The organism is Bythopirellula superficialaquae (assembly GCF_059632245.1).
Map to the genome: position 1 here is coordinate 3,094,533 of NZ_CP197426.1, position 25,435 is coordinate 3,119,967.

21 protein-coding genes are annotated in these 25,435 nt (G+C 53.0%); 5 read left to right on the plus strand and 16 right to left on the minus strand.

The genetic code is table 11. The features are described from left to right. Positions 1-73: 73 nt before the first annotated feature. Positions 74-2,917: a zinc-dependent metalloprotease gene (locus SH678x_RS12610; RefSeq protein ID WP_496918806.1), complete on the minus strand. Its 2,844-nt coding sequence runs from the start codon at positions 2,915-2,917 to the stop codon at positions 74-76. 285 nt (positions 2,918-3,202) lie between these two features. On the opposite strand from SH678x_RS12610, the gene SH678x_RS12615 reads away from it, so the two are divergent. Beyond that, complete coding sequence (locus SH678x_RS12615; protein WP_496918807.1) at positions 3,203-3,940, plus strand: heavy-metal-associated domain-containing protein; 738 nt, start codon at positions 3,203-3,205, stop codon at positions 3,938-3,940. On the opposite strand, the gene SH678x_RS12620 is transcribed toward SH678x_RS12615, so the two are convergent. From SH678x_RS12620 to SH678x_RS12675, 12 genes are all read right to left on the minus strand, one after another. Then, on the minus strand, positions 3,941-5,326 hold the full coding sequence (locus SH678x_RS12620) for an alkaline phosphatase PhoX (RefSeq protein WP_496918808.1): 1,386 nt from the start codon (positions 5,324-5,326) through the stop codon (positions 3,941-3,943). A 115-nt stretch (positions 5,327-5,441) separates the two neighbouring features. Further along, the gene (locus SH678x_RS12625; protein ID WP_496918809.1) at positions 5,442-6,374 is read right to left on the minus strand and encodes an SDR family oxidoreductase; all 933 of its coding nucleotides are present in this window, start codon (positions 6,372-6,374) and stop codon (positions 5,442-5,444) included. 14 nt (positions 6,375-6,388) lie between these two features. Beyond that, on the minus strand, positions 6,389-8,020 hold the full coding sequence (locus SH678x_RS12630) for an OprO/OprP family phosphate-selective porin (protein WP_496918810.1): 1,632 nt from the start codon (positions 8,018-8,020) through the stop codon (positions 6,389-6,391). A 74-nt stretch (positions 8,021-8,094) separates the two neighbouring features. Next, complete coding sequence (locus tag SH678x_RS12635) at positions 8,095-12,201, minus strand: CotH kinase family protein (protein WP_496918811.1); 4,107 nt, start codon at positions 12,199-12,201, stop codon at positions 8,095-8,097. Between the two features lie 351 nt (positions 12,202-12,552). Then, positions 12,553-13,311 (minus strand): GGDEF domain-containing protein, encoded by a 759-nt coding sequence (locus tag SH678x_RS12640; RefSeq protein ID WP_496918812.1) that lies wholly within the window; start codon positions 13,309-13,311, stop codon positions 12,553-12,555. A gap of 26 nt (positions 13,312-13,337) precedes the next feature. Next, positions 13,338-14,297, minus strand: coding sequence for an FAD:protein FMN transferase (locus SH678x_RS12645; RefSeq protein WP_496918813.1), 960 nt, complete (start codon positions 14,295-14,297; stop codon positions 13,338-13,340). A 65-nt stretch (positions 14,298-14,362) separates the two neighbouring features. Then, a complete protein-coding gene (locus tag SH678x_RS12650; protein ID WP_496918814.1) occupies positions 14,363-14,830 on the minus strand; it encodes a hypothetical protein in 468 nt (155 codons plus the stop codon). A 35-nt stretch (positions 14,831-14,865) separates the two neighbouring features. Beyond that, entirely contained in the window at positions 14,866-15,630 is a 765-nt protein-coding gene (locus SH678x_RS12655; RefSeq protein WP_496918815.1) for a methyltransferase domain-containing protein, read from the minus strand. A 56-nt stretch (positions 15,631-15,686) separates the two neighbouring features. Continuing rightward, positions 15,687-16,271: a metal-independent carbonic anhydrase family protein gene (locus tag SH678x_RS12660; RefSeq protein WP_496918816.1), complete on the minus strand. Its 585-nt coding sequence runs from the start codon at positions 16,269-16,271 to the stop codon at positions 15,687-15,689. Between the two features lie 52 nt (positions 16,272-16,323). Then, complete coding sequence (locus tag SH678x_RS12665; RefSeq protein ID WP_496918817.1) at positions 16,324-17,112, minus strand: SDR family NAD(P)-dependent oxidoreductase; 789 nt, start codon at positions 17,110-17,112, stop codon at positions 16,324-16,326. Positions 17,113-17,350: 238 nt separating this feature from the next. Continuing rightward, on the minus strand, positions 17,351-18,061 hold the full coding sequence (locus tag SH678x_RS12670) for a hypothetical protein (protein ID WP_496918818.1): 711 nt from the start codon (positions 18,059-18,061) through the stop codon (positions 17,351-17,353). A 577-nt stretch (positions 18,062-18,638) separates the two neighbouring features. Next, positions 18,639-18,833 carry a hypothetical protein gene (locus SH678x_RS12675; protein ID WP_496918819.1) on the minus strand — a complete coding sequence of 65 codons (195 nt, stop codon included), beginning with the start codon at positions 18,831-18,833 and terminating at the stop codon, positions 18,639-18,641. 324 nt (positions 18,834-19,157) lie between these two features. Here SH678x_RS12675 and SH678x_RS12680 point away from each other — a divergent pair, with 324 nt between their 5' ends. Beyond that, a complete protein-coding gene (locus SH678x_RS12680; RefSeq protein ID WP_496918820.1) occupies positions 19,158-19,409 on the plus strand; it encodes a hypothetical protein in 252 nt (83 codons plus the stop codon). Between the two features lie 201 nt (positions 19,410-19,610). Then, a complete protein-coding gene (locus SH678x_RS12685) occupies positions 19,611-20,048 on the plus strand; it encodes a pentapeptide repeat-containing protein (RefSeq protein WP_496918821.1) in 438 nt (145 codons plus the stop codon). 435 nt (positions 20,049-20,483) lie between these two features. Here SH678x_RS12685 and SH678x_RS12690 read toward each other — a convergent pair whose 3' ends face one another. Then, the gene (locus SH678x_RS12690; RefSeq protein ID WP_496918822.1) at positions 20,484-20,672 is read right to left on the minus strand and encodes a hypothetical protein; all 189 of its coding nucleotides are present in this window, start codon (positions 20,670-20,672) and stop codon (positions 20,484-20,486) included. A 216-nt stretch (positions 20,673-20,888) separates the two neighbouring features. Here SH678x_RS12690 and sucC point away from each other — a divergent pair, with 216 nt between their 5' ends. Together sucC and sucD are read left to right on the plus strand one after the other, a co-directional pair. Beyond that, a complete protein-coding gene (gene sucC, locus SH678x_RS12695) occupies positions 20,889-22,082 on the plus strand; it encodes an ADP-forming succinate--CoA ligase subunit beta (RefSeq protein ID WP_496918823.1) in 1,194 nt (397 codons plus the stop codon). A gap of 89 nt (positions 22,083-22,171) precedes the next feature. Then, on the plus strand, positions 22,172-23,053 hold the full coding sequence (gene sucD / locus SH678x_RS12700) for a succinate--CoA ligase subunit alpha (protein ID WP_496918824.1): 882 nt from the start codon (positions 22,172-22,174) through the stop codon (positions 23,051-23,053). A 75-nt stretch (positions 23,054-23,128) separates the two neighbouring features. Here sucD and SH678x_RS12705 read toward each other — a convergent pair whose 3' ends face one another. Then, entirely contained in the window at positions 23,129-24,211 is a 1,083-nt protein-coding gene (locus tag SH678x_RS12705; RefSeq protein ID WP_496918825.1) for a hypothetical protein, read from the minus strand. A gap of 119 nt (positions 24,212-24,330) precedes the next feature. Next, positions 24,331-25,431, minus strand: a complete 1,101-nt coding sequence (locus tag SH678x_RS12710; protein ID WP_496918826.1) for a hypothetical protein — start codon at positions 25,429-25,431, stop codon at positions 24,331-24,333. Between the last annotated feature and the right edge of the window lie 4 nt (positions 25,432-25,435).

The window sequence follows — 25,435 nt, forward strand, 5'->3', positions numbered from 1 at the left end:
GACCTGACTAGCTCTGTTAGTAAGAGCGAGCTCGTGGATTAGCAAGGATGGAAAACAAAGGTGAGGCGATGAATCAAAACTTGCCAGATGTCACGGAGGCATTCAATGCCTTGCTCAGCTGATCAGAAATCTCTCCCAAATGAGCACGAGCCAGATCATTCATATCAACCTTGTCATCCTCCAGAGTTTCATCAACAAGGGCATGAATTTCCTTCAGATGCTGACGGGCCAAGGCACGGGCATCAGCCGGAAATGGGTCATCCGAGGTGTTGAACAGGGCGAACGCGATCCAAGAATTATCGTTCTTCGGACCGAGCACGATATTGATCAAATACTGCAGATAAGCACGTTGCATGTTGCGACGGACCCGGGTCAACTTCAACTTCTTATCTGATTTATCGTCGAGATCCTTGAGGTTGGACCAAACCGCATCAGTATAGGTGCGGAAGACTTCTCCGGCTTCCAAGGGCTCATCATCTTCGTCAACAAGAGCTTCATTGTTTTCAATGATGTTGAACCGCGAACCGCCTCCGAAGAGCTCAGACATTGCGATATTTTGAATCGCTTCTACATAGTCAAAATAAGGCACGGCAACACGCGAAGCGGATACGCCGGCCTGCGAACCCCAGTGCATCCAATGCTCGCTCGACACGCGGCGCAACAGTTCCGGCCGCATGGGAATGGGATTATCCACCAGAATGTTGTCGGCAATAAACTTCAACGCTTCGCGTTGCTCATCCCCGGGCACGGGCACAACAGGATCTCGGGAGTCTTTGCCCCGTGCATCACGCGAAATCTTGCGTCCGCCGACATAACGAGTCGCCATGTAAGCCGCATCGCCATATTGCTGCAAAACGGTCAAAAACGCGGGACGTAAACGAGCCCAAGATTCGCCATCCTGCACGAGATTCTGCTCCAAGTCCTTGAGAACATCCTCTGCGATCAGCATGCGGAGCTTGGCGTACTCCAAAGGATTCGAGCCAAGGTCATAGACATTGTCGCGAGGATCGTAGGAATCGTAGAGATCTTCATCCGTGGCAAAGTCGAGTTCAGGTTCGGGGGAACGAGCGGCAATTTTCTTCAACTCTTCTTTTTCGTTGCCAGAAATTGGCTTGTAAGCGTATTCGATTGCCCAGTAGTCATACGGGCCGAGAGTCGTGGTGGCATAATCACCTTGCTTCTCTCCCTTGCGAGCGATATTGACCGGAGTGTAATCCATCACGCTGCCCACGAGACCTTTTTCGCGGGTGATACCTGTGTCGTGAACATCTTCCAGGTCGAGCATGCTGCTCGCGCGGAAGTTGTGTCGCAGGCCGAGCGAATGCCCAACTTCGTGCATAACGACGCTTTTGATGACTTGTCCCAACAGCTCTTCCGGAAGTTCGGCACCGCCTCCGCGAGCAGCCATCGCCATCGAGGCCATGCGGAATTGAGCCTGCATGGACGCCGCGTATTGGCAAGCAGCACAGCAACCAGAATCCGAAGCCTTGCGGCTCAAAGCGGCGTGGAAGGAACTCCAGGTATCAGGAATGGCAGACAAAGTGCGCTCACCATGGAGCGTGGCTTGGACAGGGACCTGGCCGAGTCGGCCGCGGAGCGACATCGGCATGCCATAACCTTTTTGCACGGCCATCATGGGGCTGATGATTTCACCGACTCCCAGCATCGTCGTGGACTCCTCATCGTCCTCGTCACCTTCACTGGTGGGTGCGGCTACCAAGTAGGCATATTCTTGCTGCCACCAGCGAATCCAACTCGCGTCGAAAATCACGTCGCCGTCGATCATCTCGCCAGTAACGGGGTTTGATCGCAAGTTGGACATGGCGAACGTCACAGGGGTAGTCACCCAACGGAACGTGCAGTAGTTGATGTCCTCGGGATCGAAATCGTCCTGATCGTTTTGCCAACGGACGCTAATCGCATTGCGGAAGCCTATTTTCTCGAAGGCCTTGTTCCACTCCAAAATGCCTGCTTCGACATAGGGGCGATATTCGTGAGGTACGGTATCCTCGACCCACCAGACAATTTGCTTTTTGGGGGATGAAAGCTTCGCGTCGGAATCGGCCTTTTCTAGCCGCCAACGATTAATCCGCCGGACAAACGTCGTATCAGGATCGGTCGAACCAAAATCCTTGGTGGCGCTCAGGAAATACCCCACCCGTTGGTCGGCCATACGCGGTCTATAACCGCTATCAGGCATCTTCACGAGGCTGTAATGCAACACCATCGTTATGCCGCGCGGATCGACGTACCCATAATCGCCGTGGCCGCCGCCAGAAGAACTGCCGCTGAAAGTGACCTGAACTTGGAGTTCTAAGTTGCCCGGATAGGCCTTGATTTTGAACCAACTTGCCCGCGAACGATCTATGCTCCCCGCCGCGAGATTGGCAAAGTCCGTAAAGAAGATGTCATTCAGATCAATCAACACTCCACCGCCCGGTGCATCGTCGCTCACAATAGGCAACGCCATCAGCACCGAGTCGGTATAGTTCTGTTGAACTGCCTTCTCCAAAGGCGATCCCTTGGGGGCTTCGTAACGCAAGTTTTTGCGGATCAAATGCACCCGGTCGCCGACTCGCTTAAACGTAAGAATCCATTGCTCGTCAAAATTCAGCGACAATCCCGCCGAGGCAGCACCACGAGCAATCGTCATCGGTGCCAAAAAAGGTTTGTCGAAATCACTACCACTCAACACGGCATAGAGATGCTGATCTTTTTCGTAGAGATCAAGTAAACCTTCATATTTCTTGGCCCCTTCGGTCACCTCGCTAAACTCTTTGAATTTCGAGGGCTTTTTAGGCTTGGCAGTGGTCGGCGTTTCAGCCCCACATGCAGTCGACAGAACGCCGCAATTTGCGAATGCTCCCAAAAGAGCTAAAAAAATTCCTGCTAAGCTAACTGCTTTTGGAAAAGACATTTTCGATTCTCATCCCTCATGGAAAAATTAAACGCACCCGGCAAATGAGAAGTCGCGCGGTCGGTAACGCATTTTAGTGAATTCTTACGCTCGGCGAAGCTCGCTCGAATTGTGGGCATCTATTGCGTGGGCAAAACCTGTATAATTTGTATTGTAGGCCGAACACCCAAGGCGGGTGCGTGTCGAAGTTTCCGACACGCATGTCATTTGTCATACAGCTATTTTGGCCGAACCGGCAGGGGAGTCAACTATTCGGCCTATCCAGCGGTTTTTCAGGGGTTTCCAGTGACCAGTAACTACTCCATTTCCGGGATGCATTGCCAATCTTGTGAAAGCAAGGTGCGGGACGCAATTCGCTCGGTCGAAGGCGTAACGTCGACTCAAGTATCGCTAGCCTCGGGTACCGCCATCGTTGAATCGAATGTAGCCTTGGCCTTGGAAACCTTGCAAACTGTCATCGCGAAGGCTGGTGATTATGGAATTACACCTATCGAATCGGCACAGAGTGGCGAAGCGTGCGAACTTAGACCGGCCCAGAAATCGTGGCCGCAAACCTACAAGCCGTTACTCACGATTGCCGCCTTCATCGTGGGTGGCGCTTTGTTGATTGCCGTTTCCACGCAAAACTGGCATGCCATGCCGCTCATGAACAGCTTCATGGGTTTATTTTTCGTTGTGTTCGCTTTTTTTAAGATTCTCGACATCCCAGGCTTCGCGCGAGCCTATCAATCCTACGATGTCATCGCCGCGAGATGGCCAACCTACGGCTATGTCTATCCGTGGATTGAATTAGGACTCGGCATAGCCTATTTGCTGCACGTATGGCCGATAGCAACAAACTTTATCACACTGATCATCATGGCCATCGGGACAATCGGAGTCGTAAACGCGGTTCTCCGAAAACAGCAAATTCAATGCGGTTGCTTAGGCACCGTGTTTGAACTGCCGATGAGCACCGTCACGATTGTTGAAGACGTGTTCATGTTAGTGATGGCTGCAACGTCGCTCATAATGCTCGTGTAATCAGCTTGTCGCCCGTTGACCCCATGGACCGGTGATGGCCAAGGTCATGTTGCGCGCTTGCACGTTGACGAACAAGGTGGAACCATCCGGCGAGAAAGTCACACCAGCAAACTCTGAATTCAAATGATTCTGGGCAAGAGGATAGAGCCGACCATTCGGCGAAATTCCCATAATCCGAGCATCTTTGTCGTGATCTTCACAGATAACGATGTCCCCCCAAGGCGAGACTGTCATGTTGTCAGCGGCCTGCAAGATGGAAGCGTTATTGGGTTCAATATAGAGTTCGACGGTTTCAGCCTCACTTGAGCCAAATTTCTTAGGAACCAGACGCCAAATCTGGCCCGTCTGTGCTTTGCCGCCATTCGTACATGCAAAGAAAACCTGACCGTTGCTGTACCACATTCCCTCACCGCGCGCGAACCGTGCTGCCCCCGCTTCAAATCCGCGATAGCGCAGGTCGTCCTTGGGCGAGGTGACATCCGCCATGTCGATCCACTCGATGGGATGCTTCTTGCCCACCTCAACTGTTTGTTTTTCCCAATTTCGAGAATCAATCGCAGCACTTTCGCGAAATTTGAGCGCCTGCAATTTTCCCCCTGCACGCAAATCCCCGAGCTTGTTGGGAATAAAACGATAGATCAATCCGTCATCACGGTCTTCCGTTTGGTAGACGATGCCAGTATCGGGATCGACCGCAACCGCTTCGTGATAAAACCGTCCCATATCTGTCAACGGCAGAGCTTCTGCCATAGCGACATCGGCTGTAGCGGGAACTTCAAAGTTGTAACCGTGGTTTTTCTCGCTACGATACTCGCCATCGGTACCGGGGCCTTCGTTGACGACGCTTTCTTCGCAAGTGATCCAGCTATTCCACGGGGTAGGCCCTCCCGCACAATTGCGAGTTGTGCCGGTCAAACTTAAGAAATCTCGCACGACCTTCTGCTCGCGGGTATCGTACACTAGCGTGGTCGTACCGCCATTGTGTGGCGTTTTGCCATATCCGCGATCGTAAATAAAGCGATCCTCAATCCGGCTGAGCAATTCATTCTGCTTGCCATAGGGAGTAGGACCTTCAAACGGCATCAGCTCGTGATTTCTGACTATAATCGTCAAACCATCGGGGCCTGGAAACGCTGCCATGCCATCGGGTAGGCCAGGAGTGATAAATCCATCACTCATCGGCTTGCCACTTACCGAAATGACCTGATACGAAAATCCCGCGGGAAGATCAATTACCCCGTTGGCATCGCCGACCAAGGTTCCGTAGGGGGCATCCACGGAAACTTCGATCCCGTGAGCCATTTGGTCGCAAAAGCTACGGAGCGATAAAAAACCCGCAGCGAAAATTGAAGACTGACGGAGAAAATCACGACGAGACGAATTCATAGCGCACTCTCCCTAAGCGATTGAGAATACTGCTACGGTAAAACAGAATACACGAGAATTCAAGCGCAAATGCCGCGCGCGCCAAGTCCCAAAAATCACAATTCCTTCATCGTGCCTAAACAATGCTACGGTAATAGGCGATTGAGCGTTCAAGCCCGTCGTCGAAGCTAACCTGCGGTTCGAATTTCAGGAGCTTACGGGCTAGTGAAATATCGGCCAGGCTTTCTCGAACATCACCGGCTCGGGCAGGGGCAAACACGGGTTCAATGCTTGTACCGAGGACCTTATTAATCGACGCGACCAAGTCGAGCAGTGTGAACTGCTTGCCGGTTGCCACATTGATGACCTGACCCGAGGCATCACCGGCTTCCGCTGCCAAGAGATTGCCCCGCACGATATCGCTCACAAACGTGAAATCTCGCGACTGCAGCCCATCACCAAAAATGGTTGGCCTTTTTCCCTTGAGCATCATCGACACAAAAATAGGGATCACAGCCGAGTACTCGCTTTCAGGATCCTGCCGCGGCCCAAAGACATTAAAATAACGAATCGTTACCGTCTCGAGGCCGTAAGTCGCCGTAAACGACCGACAATAGCCTTCTGCCGCCAACTTAGCCGCAGCGTAGGGAGAAATCGGTGCCGGCACGATGTTTTCGCTCTTCGAAGGTGTGGGATCATCGCCATACGCACTGCTGGAACCTGCATACACAACGCGACGCACGCCGGCTTTCCGCGCGGCATCAAGTAGGTTCACGGTTCCGGTGACGCACACGGCATTGGTATCAAGCGGCGCATCGACGCTACGTGGTACGGAAGCCAAGGCGGCTTGGTGAAAGATGATTTCGACATCCTTGACCGCTTGAGCTACCGTCTTTGGATCGGTAATGCTGCCTTCAATCAATTCGACTTGATCAGCGACATGGGCCAGGTTCTCGCGCTTTCCTGTATCAAAATTGTCGAGCACTCGCACTGAGTCACCACGCTCGACAAGCGCAGTCACGATGTGCGAACCAATAAACCCTGCGCCGCCGGTTACTAATGAAATCAAGCCTGTACTCCAGATCAGAAATCGAATGCAAATCGCATCCCGAAACCATCGAGGCTGCCGTCGTTCACAGCCGTCACAGCCCCTAGATTGTTGACATGAACGTTATCTACTTTTTCATGCACATAGTTAAACTGTAGCTTCGAGAACGGATTGAAAAACCAATTTAAACCAATCGTTAAATCCTGAATATAACCACCTTGCACGGCGTCATCATTAAGATCCAAAAAGCCATATCGAATGCCTACTTGCCAAGCTCCCCAAGATTGAATTCCGCATCGATTCCAGACGGCGTTGCTGTGAGGTTTTGCGCGTCCAAAACGACCTTCGTAGCGTTCGTAATGTCGATGTTCACCGGTAAGGAAGTAAAGCACCTCGACGTATTGTCCCTGAACAAACACTTGTCCTACATCGCTGGTTACACCACCATTGGGGGTAAATTGAGTATTATTAATAAACCCGGCGACATATTCCGACTGCCATAACCACGGTCCATAAACGAGTGCAATCTCGGGTGCAATAAGTGCTTGATTGTCGGCAAACAATCGGCCCGTAAAGTTGGTATCCGCCAGATGGGGGTTGAGTGGCCCGGGTCCATTACGCAGTGATGCACGACTACGAATTCGTATATTTCCTGTCGTAACTGAAGTGTCCTGATCGTATCCGCGAAAACTTGCAGCACACCCTAAGTGCAGCAAGCGTGCATCATCCTCGGATGATAAAGGAACACATGTCAGACGTCCCGTCAATGCATACTCACCATTTCCGGTATCGTAAGCAAAGACGTTCTCAACATTTTTGTAAATACCGAGCGACCCGGTCACAGTTGTCGCCTCATTCACTTGAAGCAGACTCAAGCCGGGCGTAAAGCCATTATTGAACGGTCCGTAGAACGCATCTTGCAGATAAGAACGCTCCATGAAATCAAGAAAACGGCTGCTGCACAAATGTTCCATTCCTATCGGTTCTTTTTGATTACCAACTCTCACGACTCCTAAATAGGGAACATCGTTGAATGCGAACCATAGGTCGGTGGGAGCAACAACATTCCCAACATTCCCACCAAAAGGTGAAAGCGGCGCTGCCGGGTCGGGGGGATCAAAATTTTGACCGTTAACAAAATCAAATTCTGCTGCCCAAGTCATACTTTCATACATCGTGCCATCGACCCGAATTCGTGCACGACGGAAATCGACCGCATCTTGAGTCCCCACGCCACCGAGTACTAGGTCGGATCGCTCGAATGCCACGCCGTCGACCTGCACTCGACCACCGACATGGACTCGAAAACTCTCGTCGCTTGAGATGACTTCAAAGCCATTTTCTCCCCACCTAGCCTTCATGGCTTTGGGGTCGGGTTCACTGGCGATTGCTGGCAAAGGCTGCAACGTCGCGAGCGTGAGCTCCAATTCAGCAATACGCTCTTCGAGAGATTCGATTTTCTCCGCATTTTCAACGCTCACCGGCTCTTGACCAAAGGCACAATAGCCCCCGCTGGCGGTGAAGAAAATCGCCATAAAGAATGAATAGAAGCGTCGCACCCGTCCCCTCCTTGATTTCGCGCGCAGCAAACCACTGCGACAGGCCATCGTCAAAGTTTTCGGATCGGGAGCAACCCGCAAAATAGTTACAGTATAGCTATCACGCAAACTCTATCTATTTATCGCAATTTAACAGCACTACGATTTTCATGAGAAGCCGCCAATCAGGTCGGAATTAGCGTTCAAAGAAGGCTCTCAGACCACAACTCGTCCCAAACAACTGCTAGCTCTTCGTCTGAACGGCAAACGGCGATGTCTCCGAAATCCGCCGGAGCAGAGTCAACGACTGGGTATTGCTCAAAAGCATCATCGAGTTCGGGTTGTTGGATCGCTTCTGAAAATTCAGGTGAGAACTCATTCTCATTGGATTCGCTATCCAAACCGAGTGGCCACCAGAAAGCGAGAGCCGCTGGCGGATCTTCTTGGCTATCATACGCTTGAATTTCGCTAGTCAGAGCGGCCAATGTCACTACTGGTGGTGGCGAGCCATATTGCTCTTGCCATACCAGCAGATCAGCAGCATCCACTTGGCCATCGTTATTGGCATCGCCGTTCGCCTTGGTGGGATTGGCCATGCCGTGACCGCGTTGCCACGCCAGAAAGTCCCGACCATCGATGTCCCCATCGTTGTCGAAGTCGGCCGAATCGGGCTCGTTCAATTCGCCGTCAGTCCCCGGAGAGCCTCCTTCAATCAAGCTGGCACGCCAGTTCACAGGATTGTCAAACGGATCTGCTGGAGAACTATTGCGCGGATCCTCACCGCCACCCAGTGGCCCAATGTATTCCAGCGAGTAGCCATCGCCATCAGGCGTTACAGGCCAGCCGGCCACGTTGCTATCGCCATAAATGAACGATTGCAGAAGTTCTCCGAGAGGACCACGTAGCGAGATCAATTCACCCTCATTGGCCAAACTTCCCGAGAAAACGCCTTCTGCAACATTGGTAACGCTCGGATACGCTGCCGCGAACGCCGTTTGATTTTTCACCACAACAATCCGCTCGCCTGCGGCAAGTGTTTCCGCTCCAAACGTAAAGCCTCCCGTGGAAAACTCAGTGATTTGCACGCCTGTCAAATCAATCGTTTCGTCTCCAAAGTTTAATAGTTCGAAATACTCGGTGTCATCGGCGGACCCAGGCGGATTGTACATCACCTCGACGATTCGCAGTGGTAACGCTTCTTCTAACGCGAAAGTCTTGTCAACAACTGGGCTCCAGTCGTTCGCGGTACCTGAGTTATTGAAGTAGATACGGGCCTTCACCTGTGTCGAGGAAATCAAATCAATTGGAGCGGTGTACGGAATTGCCGAAGCGGAAAACAGATTTGTCGACGGATCGCGCGGATCACTTCCATCGAGCGTGTAATAAATGACCGCTCCCCCTGGTGAACCCGCCGGTTTAGAAAGCGTCAGATCATAGCCAGAAGCGATTTCGCCGCCGTATTGACTGAATAAAGGAGCATCGAGTGTGGGGATCCAACCGGCAGTGTCGAAATGCCCCAACACTGCACTTGTGCGTACCGGAAAGAAGTCAGGCACTACGGCACGACCGTCTCCCGTGGGATCGCTGTTCACTCGCAGAAAATCTTCTCGCGTATAAGGATCGTTGGGGACGCGATTATCGCCCCAGCGAGCCGATTCGCCGATGATCGCTTGGTCGATCTCGCTAAGACGTGCTTGATAGGCGGCAGCCGCGGCGGCTTCGGTCAGTGCTCCACCGTTGTACATAAGTTCCTGAACACGATCGGCAAATCGCAAGCGATATTCGGCATTGTCGATCAAGTTTTGGTGAATCTCGGTGGGCGCTTCAAAATCGTCTTTATCAGTCAAATCTGAAGTTTGGGTAAATGCATCGCCATTGTCCGTTGTGGGAAAAGCATGTTCATTGTCCCAGGCATGAAATCGCCATTTTCCGCCGACAGAATTCCGCTCGGCATACCAGTTGTTATGTGCCCAGTCGGCGTCGTTGCCACCATAATAGTGAACGACCATGTAGTCGATGAACGCATCAATATCGAGCACGCCCTGCACGGCTTGGTAGTTGGCAGCACTCGTAGGATTACTTTCCACGGCGCGAGCAGCATTTAACAACGCAAGATAATCTTGCTCGGCTGTGATTCCCCCTTCGACCCAAGTGTATTCGTGATTGATGTCTTGGTTGGCGTGTTTAACGACATAGTAGTCATCTTTATCACCGCCATGATATTCCGCACCGTATCCGTCATCGGGACGCTCATGAACGTTGTACAAACCCCAATACAATCCATTGAGATACAGATGCACGTATTTCCCATGGGGTCCACCACCGCTGGCCGCGTTTTGCAAATCGGCGACAACTTGGTCGGTCACAAAGCGGGCATAATCACGTTGCACGACGTTCGAGTGTACCCACGAGTAATTGAACATCGCATCGAGAATGAGACCGTCGAACTCATTGGCGGCGTTATTGCCATCCGGCGTGCCGGCAAATAAATCGTATTCCAGTTTGGGATCACCAAATGGCCCTTTGAACGAAAGCTGGAAAGACAGTTTGTCCGAGTTCCACCGTCCTGGGCTAGAATGCCCTTGGATTTCAATAGCTGCATCGATCTGAAATTGATCGTTCGCCAAGTTGGGATTGAAATATTCCAGCGAGGTCGCACGTTCTTCGCTTCGGCCGTGGATGTAAATGCCTTGTGGCACCGGAGCAACCGTTCCCGAGCCAGCAGGCGTCCCCGGCATCGGGGTTCCTCCAAATAAATCATCCCAATCCATCACCAGCGACATGCTGGGAATCGATTTCAGGGCGTTGATGACCGAGGTTTCATTCCCATTGACGATATCAGGGTCCATCTCCCAATCCGCTTCATCGTCGAGATTGTAGCCGGATGCACTATCTCCATCGGGGCCATCGTGCCCCCAGGTGGCATAGGGCTGGGAAACAAAAGAAGCATCTTGTTGAATGACATCAGCCAAGAAAACGTAAGTCTGAGTATCGACATTCGTCGAGGAAAATCCTGTTACAAACGCCGTGGCGCGCAAGGTCGTTGTCGTTGAGATGTTGATTGGGCCCGCATACACGGTGCCATTGGTTGCCGTTGGCAGCGATCCATCCGTCGTATACCGAATGGTCGCACCTGGAGTGGGGGTCGTGATCTCTAATGAAAATGGCGCGTCGAAGAATCCGCGATCCACGGAAAACTGCGTATCGGCTACCACTCCTAATGTGGCAACGCCATTGTTGGCCCCTGGCGTGGGCGCAGCCATGTAACCCAACAGGGATCCGGTGGCCCGTGTGGCAGTCAGCTCTGGCTGAATGAGAAAATCGAGTTTATGCTCGTTGCTATTGGCCGTGCTGCGACTGTTGACTCCATGAAACGCGAGGACATTTGTCCCCTCTTGGAGTTCCGACAGAAACGGCGTTAAATCGAACAATACGATATCACTGGCTTCGGCGGACCTTTGCACGTTGCCAGCCGTCGAGCTTGTACCCATCTGCAATCCAGCATAAGAATCCCAACCCGGTTGTGTGTACACAAAGTCCTCGGCGAAGTTGGCGCGAGCCACGCGTTTGCCGTTGAGATAAGCGATAAATCCATCATCGAAGCGTAATGCCAGTTGCAACGAAGTTAACTCATCTTTATTCGTGACGTTAAACGCATATCGCACATAGGCCGAGTATTGTGGCGTAGCATCGGTGCTATCCATCTCGCCAGCGGTTAAAGTCCGGCCAATATAAGACGAGAGATTTGGTGCAGCAGCATTGCGATCAAAGCCCACGCCCCCGGTTCCACTCAACCAACCGGAATCGTCATAACCCACTTCTCGCCAATAGTCATCCCGTGCTGCGTTTTCACTCGTCGGTGAGATCACTCGCACCGGCGTGCTTGCGCCGACCAATGTTTGATTCGATGTCGTTGCCGCGCTTGCTCCTGGCCCATACGACACATCTGCCACCTGTGTCGGATAAGGATCGTAACCGTCTTCAACTGTCGTGCCGTTCGCCCTCACTAAACCTAAATACTCGCCCGCTAGCCCCAATTTGAAATTCGTATGTAGCTCACCCGAAAACACCCCGTTCTTATCCGACGCATAAACTAAAAGCACTTCCCCTGACGCGAGGGACTGCGTATCCGGTGTTGCCGGGATTTGCCACTTGGTGAGATTTAACGCATCGTCGGTGAGATACCAACCACTAATATCTACCGTTGACGGACCGGTATTCTTGAGTTCGATCCAGTCATGCCTTTCTCCAGAAAAATCACGGATGCCCGACTGATTCTCGACCAAGAACTCGTTGATGACGACCGCCATCGCCAGTCGATCTTCCAGGTGCTCGAAACTCAGTGAACTCGGAGTGCGCCGCTTTGAAAAAGAAAACCATCTACGGCCATGACGATTTGTTTGCCTCTTGCGTGACATATTACTAACGCCGACAGCGCTCCCGCACGACAACGCCGCCGGTCGCGGTGGTTGCCAAAGGAAAAGGGTGTTCCGTACTGATTCGCACGAAGAATAAGGGGCAGACAAGCTGCTACCTCTCTTGTATTCGACCCTGAAAAACGAGTCAATTTACAAGGCGTCAATCACACACAGATTGCAAACTCGTGGGGGATGGAATGCACCGAAATGCCAGTTTGGGACGGAAATCTCATGCAGAAAGGACTATTGGCCAGAGCGTTTGGCGGCGTACATAGCCGTGTCCGCGGCGGCTAATAAGTCTTCGAGAGGCGTCTCCACACTATCGGCTAGCGCGACGCCAATCGTCACCCCTATCTCAATTGATCGCCTGCCGATTTCGATAGCCTCACCCGTAACTCGGCGGAGTCGATCAACGATAGGCTGTGCCTCTTGAAGCGATCTAACACCCGCGATAATCGCTACAAACTCATCGCCGCCGTAGCGAACGATCAAATCCTTACCGCGCAATGACTGCTTCCAGCGACCGGCAAGTGTCAAAAGAACTTGATCGCCGACCGCATGGCCGAGTCCGTCATTAATCTGCTTGAAGTTATTAAGATCCAAAAACAAGACGGCGTGATGAAACTTGCCGTGAGGATACTCGCGACGCCAACGTGCTCGATGCGATTCGAGAGCCCGACGATCGGGGAGATCAGTAACAACGTCGTGATACTCGTTGCCAGAAGTCGGCGATATTTCAATTCTCAATAACGACCAATCTCGACCTTCTCCTTCAAGAGGTGTGATTTCTACCGTGGCGAACTCCGGCTCTTTTCCAAAACAGCACAATCTCGTGTGCTCAACCATTGATCCACCAGTTAAGTTCAACTGCAAATCGGGCAGGAGCGAATTCAGCGAGCGATCGCCTAGCCACATCGCGAGCACGGCATCTCGCGCAACGAATTGGCCGGTGCTTTTATCGAGCACTCCATTAGCGACTGTTGGGTTCGGCACACTGTTCATGGTTAACTCGAGACGTCTTCAAACAATCAAGGACTAAGCCGTTCTGCAACGCTTTGACTTTCACGTACACCAACTGTGCCATCGGGGTGACGCGAGAAAAACATTGCGGCGACATAATGTTTTTCGCACCATTTTAACCCTTCCCTCTCACCTAAGACCAAGAGCATCGTATCCCAACAATCCGCCTGCATCGATTGACCGGCAAACACCGTGACACTCGCCAAAGTATGAGGCACGGGACGACCGGTTCTAGGATCGATCACGTGCGAGTATCGTCGGCCTTCATGGCTGAAAGAGTTATTCCAATCTCCCGAAGTACTTACCGCTGTATTTTCCAGTGGAACTTTTTTCTGGACCGGTTTGCCCGCACCATCAGGGCTTTCGATCCCAATCTGCCATGGCAAGCCATCCGGTTTTGTGCTATTCGCTCGGATGTCACCGCCGATCACAACGAGCGATTGCGAACAGTTCGCTCGCATTAATAGCTCGGAAATCTCATCGACCGCAAAGCCTTTTGCCACTGCCGACAAATCAACGTAAATGCCGGGAACTTCCTTTCGCAGCGCCGGGGGATCCTTCCGCACGGCAAGCTTTTTGTAACCAACTCGCTTTAAAGCTTTGGCAATTGCCGCGTCTGTGGGTGGTTCTTGTCGCCGTTCTTCGGGACCGAATCCCCAGAGGTTTACTACGGGCCCAATCGTGGGATCAAAAGCACCGCCCGATTCTTGCGCGACTTGCAGGGCAAATGCCACCACAGTTGCGGTCTCTGGGGAAACCCTGAACCAATCGGTTCCTGTAGTTTGATTAAATCGCGAGAGTTCCGAGTCGGGATCGTAGGTTGACATCTGCTTGTTGATCTTAACCAGCAGCGCGTCAACGCTCTTTTGTATTTCCAGAACATCTTTACGCTCGGCAATCGTAACCGTGTACCGCGTGCCCATCGTGGCACCCGTGAAGGAAACTAATTCCTGTGCGGTAACTGGCAAGCAAACCATAGCTAATAGCAAGGTTGCTAAATTGGTCTTTATTATTGAAAACTTTCGACTCATTACTAATTATTGTTGTTTGCTGCTCGTCGCCACATCAATGCCACGAGCCAAAAGGCAAAGCAAAGAGTTGGGAACTCCAGTTCCTCTCCGAATGTCTCGATGACCGCACGACGAGTGAGCAAATGAACTGGCTTGATCGTGAAAAGGGTACGCGCATTGAATTCACCAAGAAAGCTTCTGCCGAAAGCGGATTCGGCCCGCAAAGTGAGCGTCGTTTCCGCGAAACTAAGTTCAATGGTTCGCATGAGGGGATTCGATTTCCTCGCCCAAACCAGCGGCTCGTCATTCTGTTCCAGTGACCACTCACCACTGAGTGGACCGTGCTTGCGTACAGCATATTCCACGTCGTCGAGCGTAATACTCCCTTGCTCGCTCAACCAATTAAACTGCAAGTAGGCTTGCTGGCTCTCACCGGTCAAATAGTAGTTCCAAGAACAAATGCTCTGCGGCTTGCATGTAATCGCGGCCATTCGACGAACCTGCTTATAGCAAAAATTGAATCCTCCTAGCGATAGGCAACAAAAAACAGTCGCCGGAACGGATACAAAATCTTGCCGTTGGATTGTGGCGGATAGGAGTTCTCAATCCGCGAAACTAACTCGACTTCAAATTCTAGCTTCTGATCGGCGCCGAGGACGTTCAAATACGGCCGCAAACCCGTGCCACGCATCCACTTGATGATATCAACATGTCCGTCAAGCTGGTGAATGTAGTTGGTCACCCACAGTTCAATCCGTTCGGAAAGGCGCGACAGAATCTCGTAGTAATCCGCGGGATCGCTGGCTCGCAGTGATCGCTTGGCGGGATTCGTTAGATCGCACCACCGCGGGTCATCCGCGACTTCCAAAATGTGCCGGTGGACTGGTTCGTTGAAATTGATCGGAATTTGCACCGCCAGCGCGCCATCCTCGGCAACGGCGCCGAACCAATTCCCGATTACCCGCGCATGATCTGGCAGCCACTGAAGCATGGCGTTGGAAAACACAACGTCGTACTGCCTGTCGGTTTGCCAAGCACCGGCATCCGCTTGAACCCACTTTACTTCCGGCAGCTTCAGGCGTGCGGCGGCCAACATCTCAGCATCGCTATCGAGTCCCGATATGTCGGCCTCGGGCCAGCGGGCTTTTAGCACGGCCGTGCTATTGCCGGGTCCACACCCCAAATCGATAACGCTTCGTGGTTCGGCAATGTCGATGCGCGCTGCTAGGTCGATGGCCGGCTGCGTCCGCTCGCGATCAAACTTCAGGTAAAGCTGCGGATCCCAGGGCACGCATATCTCTCCGCTGGCGGCTATCAACAATCAAAGTTGCCTCACCCACGTTAGCGCTACTTTGCTCCAACGTTGGGCAGCGCCGACTTATGCACAATCAAGCGCAGCTTGCCATCCGGGCACCTACGAAATGCAAATACCTTATCAACAAAAATCTCTTTGCCGTCCTCACCAGTTAGGAACACATTGCCCATCGCTAGTGCCACATTTCCATGAATCTGGATGGCGTTGCTCCCTTCCACGGCATTGTCATAGCGCGCCTTCACCCAGGGTGATAGCGCAAATCCTTTGTCGTCTGGAAAGTTGGCATCACCGCCAACAAAATATGCCAGCGCGCCTGCTTTGCTTGTGCGAAACGCCTGGGGTGCAGTTGCAAGTGTGGGACGAAAAAAGGTCCGTCCCCCCGTAAAGTCATAAGCATCATCGATAAACTTGCTGGCTACGCCCATATAGTCGCCACCCTCTTTATAGACTTTGCCGATGTTTACCAGACCGTCACACCACGCTTGCTGGGCCGCGTTGACTTCTTCAGGCGTGATAGTTGCTTCTTCTTGGGCATGGCCGTTTGACAAACCGATCAATAGACCACCAACGATGGCAAAAGCTGCGATGCCTTGACTGCGTAAAAAACTCGATTTCATATTAACTGTCCTCCAAGATTGACTTCTTTGCCTGAATACGTCCGACTCGCCACTAAAGCGCCGTGCGGACCAAACCACCTTCGGCGCGGATGTTGGAACCGTTGATAATCGCCGCGCGCGGACTGCAAACAAACGCCACGATATCGCCGATTTCTTTCGGCTCGATAAAACGGTTGATCAGCGACGAGGGCCGATTCTCATCGAAGAACCGCCTCTCGGCTTCGGCTTGTGGGAGTCCTGGAAAAACATCGCCGATGAATTTCTCGACACCATCCGTCCATGTTGGCCCCGGCAAAACGCAATTCACCGTGACGCGGGTGCCTTTGGTCAACTCGGCAAGCGCCCGGGCAATGCCAAGTTGCATGGTCTTGGTGGCACTGTAATGAGCCATCTCCGGCGCGGGGCTCATTCCCGACTCACTGGAAATGAATACGATACGCCCCTGCCCCCGATCCAGCATCCCCTTGAGGTAATGCCGTGCCAGCCGCACACCGCTCATAATGTTCACTTCAAACAGCTTCTGCCAAGCGGCATCGGTTTCGTCAAAAAAGCCAACCGCCTCGTAAATGCCCAGGTTGTTCACCAAGATATCGACGCTGGCGTATGTCTTGATCGTGGTCTCACAACCTTCCGCGGTACCGTTGTCGGCCACGAGCGGTTTGAGCTTGGCATTGGGCACAGCGGACTTGATACCCGCCATTGCCTTGTCGACACTCTCCTGACTGCGGCCGTTAACGATCACGGTCGCACCTTCTCGAGCGAGCGAAGCAGCGATCTCCTGGCCGATGCCGCCGGTTGAGGCAGTCACCAATGCAGTCGAGTTCTCCAGATCAAGGTTCATGAATGCTTCCCGTACAACGAGGTCGGCGAAATCGCCTGCTTCAAACGGCGGCGTATTTCTCTCTTCATCTCGTAATGCAATTTGATTCGTTGCCAGATTGTGGAAGTCTCGACCCGCTCTGGGTACTCGGCTTCCACAGCCACACGAATTTCTTCTCGCAGAGCAGTCTGATAACGCGACTCCCCATCCGCTAAAAACCGCTGATTCAATTGCATAGGAAATACTCCTTACAAAAACATCAACCCTTCGAGTCGCGGCGTGCTTGGGCCCGTTGTCCCCGAACCATCGTATGGCCACGCATTCTTGAAGTGACGCCGCTCCGATCCAGGCGGGATTGTTTCGCGGCGGTCTTCGCCTGACGGGCTTTGCCTTTGTCAAAATTCAAACCGGGATTGCCCACGGGCGCGGTCTTAGGCCGAGTTCTTTTCACGGCCTTCTTGACCGGTTCCTCCGCAGCAACCGGTTCGGCAACTTTCTTCTGAGCAACCTTTTTCTTCGCAGCAACTTTCTTGACTGCCTTTTTCTTAGCGGCCTTGCGAGCTGGTTCTTTGAGCGATTCCTTCACCTCTCTTAATTCCATACGCACGTCGAAGCGATCCGCGCGGTGACCGGCGTTTCGCTTCTTTTTGGTGACTGCCTTTTTCTTGGGCGCGGCGGTCCCTGGTTGCTTGGCGAGTTGATCCTCGAACGCCTTGAGCGCATCGCCGAAGGCTTCGGTCTTGAGCTTCGTATTGGCTCGGGATTCGCCGAAACCCACTTTCTTGCTCTTCGCCCGCGATTGTTCGCGACCAAGAGCAAGCCACTTGTCGTGCAACTTGCGAGCCACCGCCGCATGCTTCTTCAACTCGGCGGCGGAGAGCTTTTCCAACTCCGGCTTCCGGCTGGCACGCACCAGCTTGGCTTCCTCGGCGGTACAGATTTCCTTAATTTTCGCGGCGGGTACGGCCATGTGTTGTTCTCCTCACAAGTTTTGGTGCTAAAGACGAGGACCGTAATATACAAAAACCATGCCACACCGGCCAGATAGACCTCCTATGTCAGCATTTCGATTTGTCCATTCAAATCTATGAGGTGCAGTACCTTAATCTGAACTCGTGATGCGGCATGGCAGACATCGAAATTTTTATGAAAAAGTTTTTGTGGCTCAATTTAATTTTCAAAAAACGAGCGGCCAAGTTTGTCAACTTGATCAACTCTTCCAACTTGGCAGGGTCTATTCGCGAAACGAAATATTGTTTTTTGCAACGATGCGATTATCAGCAGTGGGATAAACGCACGAGAACTATGCAAACACGACTGCGGAGCAAACACACTCTACCACAGGTGCGCGGCCATTTCAGCTACGATTTTTGGCCAGGGGTTTATTACCCTAGAGAGTGGAATTGAGCGTCATCCTGAGAGAGGCTCGCCAATGACAGAACCAGTCTGGAAGAAAATTTACCCGTTGAAGCTAGCGGGATGGTTGGATTCACACGTCTGCCAAGTAAGTGAAGATCCTAACAGCTATCTAGACGAGAAGCGACACTTTAGATCGTCTCTTCAGGTCGCCGTGTGAGTGCAAAGTAAATCACGTAGAACCACGACAAGACGCCGGCCACAATCGCCCAAATGATCGAGCGATTGCGTTGCCACGAGCAGACGACGGCAATCGCCGCGCCGAGGCTAATGCCGGAAGTTGTCACTGTATGAGCGGCTTGGTTGGTGACATCGGCAAGGATCATGATCATATTCTCGTTGAATGGCTTAAGTTGAAACGTCGCGTGCTCAAGCTTTTGCGGCAAAAGTGACGGCCAGGATATTATCGCGAATCAGAATCGGTGAAGCCACAGCAGTTTTTGGCCGCGCGGAGTTTTGTTCTAGCGTTTTAATCCTAGCCGGAGGGCAACGCCCCTCCGGGGGTTTGCGTGGGCTTTTAGAATGCTCCCGGCCCGCTTAGCGGCCCCGCCTATTGGCATTATAAACTTGTTATTTGAGAGGTTTGGCTCTTTACAAGGACTAGTTGTACAATTGTATAAATCATCAGTAGCCCTTCAGAGAAAAAAGCCGTGACGACTCAAGAACTCAACGACTTCGTCGAGCGAGCCGAACAGATTTACGATTCGCGTTTGCGTTCGCAGCTTGAATCTCAGCATGCCTATGCGTTTGTGACCATCGAACCAGACTCTGGCGACTACTTCTTGGGAAACACCGTGAGCGAAGCGATTGGTGCTGCTCGGCAGGTTCACCCTGACAAGCTGGCCCATGCGATGAGAGCGTGCCACAAAGCCGCGGTGAATTTTGGGGCTCAGCTTCGATGATCGGGCATGTCGATGATCAAGGCCGCGCGCGCCGATGTTGATCAGTGGGAAGGATTCAAGCGCAACGATGCGGGTGGCGAGATTCGGGAAACGGAGAAGAAGGAAGCGAAGAAAGCGGCGTGAGGGTAGGTCAGGCTCCGCCTGACAAGTCAAATTTAGGAGTCAGGCAGAGCCTGACCTACGAATTAGCGAGTCTTTGTGATGTCGGTACTTATCAAGAATCGAAACGGTGATCTACTTAAAACATTAAATAAGGGGATCAGTGCTGACTTGAGCGATCAGGTATTAATAGAGGCCGTATTTGACGATCTGATACTTGAAGGGGCATACTTTGCTAATTCCGACTTGTCAAAGACGAGCTTTCGTCATGCAGACTTGTATTGGTGCAACTTTTTTAACGCCAATTTAGAAGGCGCAGACTTCACAGAAGCAGATTTGCAGGGAAGTGATTTTTCAAGCACCTGTCTCCTGAATGCGAATTTTCGTCAAGCGAACATCGCTCATGACAACGTCGGAGGAGTTGCCGTTTTCGATGGAGCGAATTTGGCAGGGGCTGATTTTCAGAGGGGCCGATTTATCTGGAGCAGATTTCAACAACGCGAAATATTCGTCGAAGACATTGTTCCCTGCCAGCTTTGACCCCAAAAATCGTGGCCTTGAATTTTTGTCCTAGCCAGCATCTATCGGAAATACGTAACCATCGAATTCCCGCTGGCTACGCCTGCGGCTATTGGAATCGGACACGCACGAAGATTCCTTTAGCTCCCCGCCTTGGCCGAAAAGTGCAATAGGTCAGGCTCCGCCTGATAAGACAAATTTAGGAGTCAGGCGGAGCCTGTCCTACGAACTGCGTTTCCCCCGGCCCGCGTTGCGGCCCGGCTATTGGCTGGTATCTCTGCGCGATAGGCGAGTCTTTATCTCGCGGCCTAATATCAGAATCCGCTCTTTCTCTGCCACCGTTTCGGCAATGGCTTGTTTCCAGCGTGTCAACTCAGCAGAAGTGAATTCGCGGTAGATTCGTTTGGCTATTCGCTTGGTCATCGCTTCAGCACAAAAATGGTCTCTTTAAATTCATTACTGTGAGATGAGTTCATCAAACAAGGCCTCACCAGCGTCAGTAAAATCCATGCGATTGTCAGTTCGCCAAACCAAATTTAACTCGATAAGTTGTTCAAGCACTTCTTTTGGAATTGCCTCGCAATCAGATTCTGAGTCGCCGATTTGCAACATCACATTCTTTTGAGCCTCTGTGAGATCCATCATTCATATCCTCAAAAAGTTTGACTTACTCCGCACTAATTAACCTAAATATACAGTGATTCATTTTCGTCTGGAATTCCCGCCCGTTGACCCCCCTCCCCTGGCCGCGCTATACTCGCGGTTTCGCTTAATTCCGGCTTCGCAGCGATGCCGGCTAACCTGCCTCTGCGGTCGTCGTGGGTTCATTGCCCCGGGCCCGCCTAATTGACAACTTAAATCATGAAAATTCACGAATATCAGGCCAAGGAACTCCTGCGTCAGGCCAAGATCGCCGTACCCGAGAGCATTGTCGTCCGCAATGGCAAAGAAGCCGCCGACGCCTTCAATAAACTGGGCGGCAAGATCGCCGTGGTGAAGGCTCAGATCCACGCCGGTGGCCGCGGCAAGGGGACGATCAAAGACAACCCCGCCCAGCGCGGCGTGCAGTTGGTGAAGTCCGCCGACGAGGCCGCGAAGGTCGCCGACAACATTCTGGGCAAGGAGCTGGTCACGATCCAAACCGGCCCCGAGGGGAAGCAAGTCAACCAAGTGCTCGTCGAAGCCGGTTGCGATATCGCCCGCGAGTTGTACATGGGTATCGTGATCGACCGTGCGGCGGGCTTGCCGGTGTTGATGGTCTCCAGCGAAGGGGGCATGAACATTGAAGACGTCGCCGCCGAAACGCCCGAGAAAATTTTCAAGGAACACTTTTGCCCCGACGCCGGCTTACAGCCCTATCAAGTCAACAAGCTCTGCTATCGGCTGGGGATCAAGGGGGCGAGCGTTCGCAGTGCTCAATCCTTCATGCGAGCGATGTGCAAACTGTTCGTGTCGCTCGATTGCAGCCTCGTCGAAATCAATCCGCTGGTGGTGACCGGTGCCGGGGATTTGATCGCGCTCGATGCGAAAGTCACCTTCGACGACAACGCGATGTTCCGTCACAAGGATCTGATCGAACTCCGCGACATCGCCGAGGAAGATCCCAACGAAGTTCGTGCCGGCAAGGCGGGACTCAGCTATGTGCAGCTCGAAGGCAACATCGGCTGCTTGGTGAATGGGGCAGGGCTCGCGATGAGCACCATGGACCTGATCAAACTGCACGGCGGACAACCAGCGAACTTCCTCGACGTCGGCGGTGGCGCCCAAGTGGAAGCGGTCACCGAGGCGTTCCGCATTTTGCTTTCCGACAAAAACGTGAAGGCGGTGCTGGTCAATATTTTCGGCGGCATCATGCGGTGCACGACGATCGCCAACGCGGTGCTGGAAGCCTACAAGCAAGTCCCCTTCAACGTGCCGCTAGTGGTGCGATTGGAAGGGACCGAAGTCGAAGAAGGCCGCAAGATTCTCGCCGGCAGCGGCGTGGATATCATCTCGGCAACGGATTTGACCGACGCAGCAAATAAGGTCGTAGCGGCTGCAAAAGCTGGTAAATAAAATCTTTACCACAAAGGCACGAAGAACACCAAGAATGTTCTTCGTATCCTTTGTGACTTAAATGGTTACATAAAGAATTGCAAATACTGATGAGCATTTTAATCAATAAAAACACCCGCGTGATTTGCCAAGGCATCACCGGCAAGGTTGGCGAATTTCACACCAAGGGCTGCAAAGATTACGGCACCAAGATGGTCGGCGGCGTTACGCCCGGCAAGGGTGGCGAAACGGTCGAAGGCCTGCCGGTGTTCGACACCGTGATCGAAGCCGTCGAGCAGACCGGCGCGGATGCCTCGATGATCTTCGTGCCGCCGGCGTTTACGGCTGACGCGATTCTCGAAGCGGTCGACGCGGGGATCAAAGTCATCTGCGCGATCACCGAAGGGGTACCCGTATTGGATATGGTGCGCGTTTACAGCCGCATCAAAGATCGCGACGACGTGCGGCTGATCGGTCCGAACTGCCCCGGCGTGATCACACCCGAGGAATGCAAGATCGGCATCATGCCGGGCTACATTCACAAGAAGGGCCCCGTCGGCGTGATGAGCCGCAGCGGCACGCTCACCTACGAAGCGGTGTGGCAATTGTCGTCGCTGGGCCTGGGCCAATCAACGTGCGTGGGCCTGGGCGGCGACCCGATCGTGGGGACATCGTTCATCGATCTGTTGAAACTCTATCAGGCCGATGACGACACCGAAGCCATCATCATGATGGGCGAAATCGGCGGTAGCGCCGAAGAAGAGGCCGCGGCGTTCGCCAAGGAGCACGTCACCAAGCCGATGGCCGCGTTCATCGCTGGCCGCACGGCTCCTCCCGGCAAGCGAATGGGACACGCGGGTGCAATCATCTCCGGCGGCAAAGGAACGGCCGAAGAAAAACTCGCCGCCTTGGAAGACGCAGGGATCGAAATCGCACAAAGCCCCGCCGACATGGGAGCCGCGGTGAAACGGGCGATGGGGCGTGGGAAGTAATTTGTGAGCCAGCGGGCCAACTTTCAATAGATAGTGGACCGCCGCGACAAGCCTGGTGGCTCAATTTGGTGGCTCTTACAGATTCGAACTCGGCAAATAAAGATTGGGCGCTTGAAGTGTCAGTAGCGCCGCGGCGGTGCAAAATGTGCGGGCCGTGATGCAGTGGTGGCCGGTCCAGCTGCCGTCGTTGTTCTGCATTTTGATGATCCGCTTTTGAACGGTCGGATACCATGTTTGCCAATCCCCGTCGCGCTCGTTGAGCAAGCATTCGGTCACAAAGAAGAAGGCCAGATATTCTTCACCACCGGCTTGTTCGAAGGGGCGGGAATCTTCGCCCGCGATCCGTAAAATGCGTTTCACGCAATCTTGAAACACGGGATCGCCGCGATAGTTGAGCGAATACAACACGCGAATGCTGGACGCATCTTTGTAAAGACTGTGCATCCAGCTGCCTTCATCTTTGCCGTTGTTTTCGCGAAGCTGTTTGAGCAGCGCGTCGCCCGCCGATTTCGCGGAGGCGTTGACCTTGAGGCCGGTGGAACTCGAAACTCGCAAGCTTTCCCAGCCAAGAACGGTGCCCAACACGGGGGCCCAACTTTCGTTGCCCCAGGTGCCTTGCTTGCCTTGGGTTTGGCAAATGATCCAGACACATTTCTCGAGCGCGCGAGTGACGTCATCCTCCGCCGCGGCGGCTTCGCCGCGCACCTGGCTCAAAAACAAGGCTGCCAGAAAGATGTCGGCATTCGCGCCAATCTTGCGCTGCACGAGAGTTTGCTCGCGCGCGGGAATTTGATTGTTCGGAAAACGGTCCAGCATGTTGAGCACGGCATCGAGCACGCGCATCAATTCCTGCTGGTGGACGCCGCCGGTGGGGCAATTTCCTTCCGAAAGCAACGCCAAGCCCAGCATCGCCGTGCAGCCCAAATCGGGCGGATGGCCGATGTCGGTTCCCACCGAGCCGTCGTTGCGCATTGCCGAGAGCAGCCACGTCATGCCGCGATCGATTGTCTTACGGCATTCGGGCGAAATTTTCTGAGCGGGGGTCGAGCTGGCTCGATTGCCGGAAAGTGACGGGGCGCTATCTGCCCCCCATGCCGGTGATATCACAGATGCCAACATGACCCAAACGGCCATGCACGGCTTCAATCGACTATGCATAAGATTTCCCTGTCCAACTGGGACTCGCCGCGTACCTGGTTTATTTTATGCAGGAGCGTGCAAGAAAGAACAGCAATTTGCATTGATTGCTGGGCAAAGGCGTTTTTTTCAGCGTTGAATCAATAGGAGCAGCCAATTCTCCACAACAGGGTGTCGTCTAAGTCGACATTAGGCGCGTTTTCGAAATCGAGCTTACGGTTAAACACAAAGCCGACGTCGGTCCTCCAGTTGAGTCCCCCAAGGCTTTTTCTTTCGAAGCCAGCCAATAACCTTATGTCACTGGCCGCCAATATGTCGTGTTCACCCGTGGATGGGTGCTCGATCGACCATCTGCCACCGGCAAATTCACCGCCGAGAAAAACCCAGCGTGTGACGCCTGTTTGGGGATCACCCCAGGGCAGCTTCCAAGATACCCTTGGCCTGGGGAAAACGAATTCATAAGTGATGTCGGGATTCGTATCGTTGATCATACCCACGATCGGTAGGACGGTTGTCTCGCCAATGTTCACGTAGGCTGCCCCGAGGAGCCACTTATGTCCTGACTCGGCGACATAAACGGCCATCGCACGGCCCATGACTTGAAACGCATCGGAGTTGTCGGCCTCCCAATCGCTGAAACTGCCGAGCGTCACGGCCACGTCCATTCCCCAGGGCCCGGTGCCAAACTTGCGCATGTGGCGAAAGTCGACCGAGGCGTCGTAGACCTGGTTTGGCAAATCAAAATTCTCCGCTCCCTCGATGAAATGAACCCCGAAACGGGGCGTGATGAGTAGTGGTGTATCGATCTGAAAAAATGGAAAACCCAGCACTACAGCGGTTTCAACGTCGTTCCAACCGAGATCAGCCGAATTGGGTTGCGGCACGAGCGTATAGTTCACGAGCAGCTTTTGAAAGATTCCCTTGCGTACCCCGGGAGGCAATGACGGTTCTGCTTGTTCCGTGATGCCGTCTTCGCCCGTCGGCATCATGTCGACTGACACGTCGGCAACTTTTATGATTTCAGGATCGGGAACGACTGACTCGAGTTCGACTTGATCGGTTTCTGTGGTCCAATGATTGTGTAGGGCTTCTGGTTGATAGGGAACTCGCTCGGCGATGGCGGTTCCACCATAAACCGCTTTGGTTTGAGCGTAGGAATTGACACTGCAGTCGGCACAAAAGAACGACCAGCCCGCGGCCCAGCAGAACCCTATCCAACGCCATGAAGGGGTGTTATGCATGGTG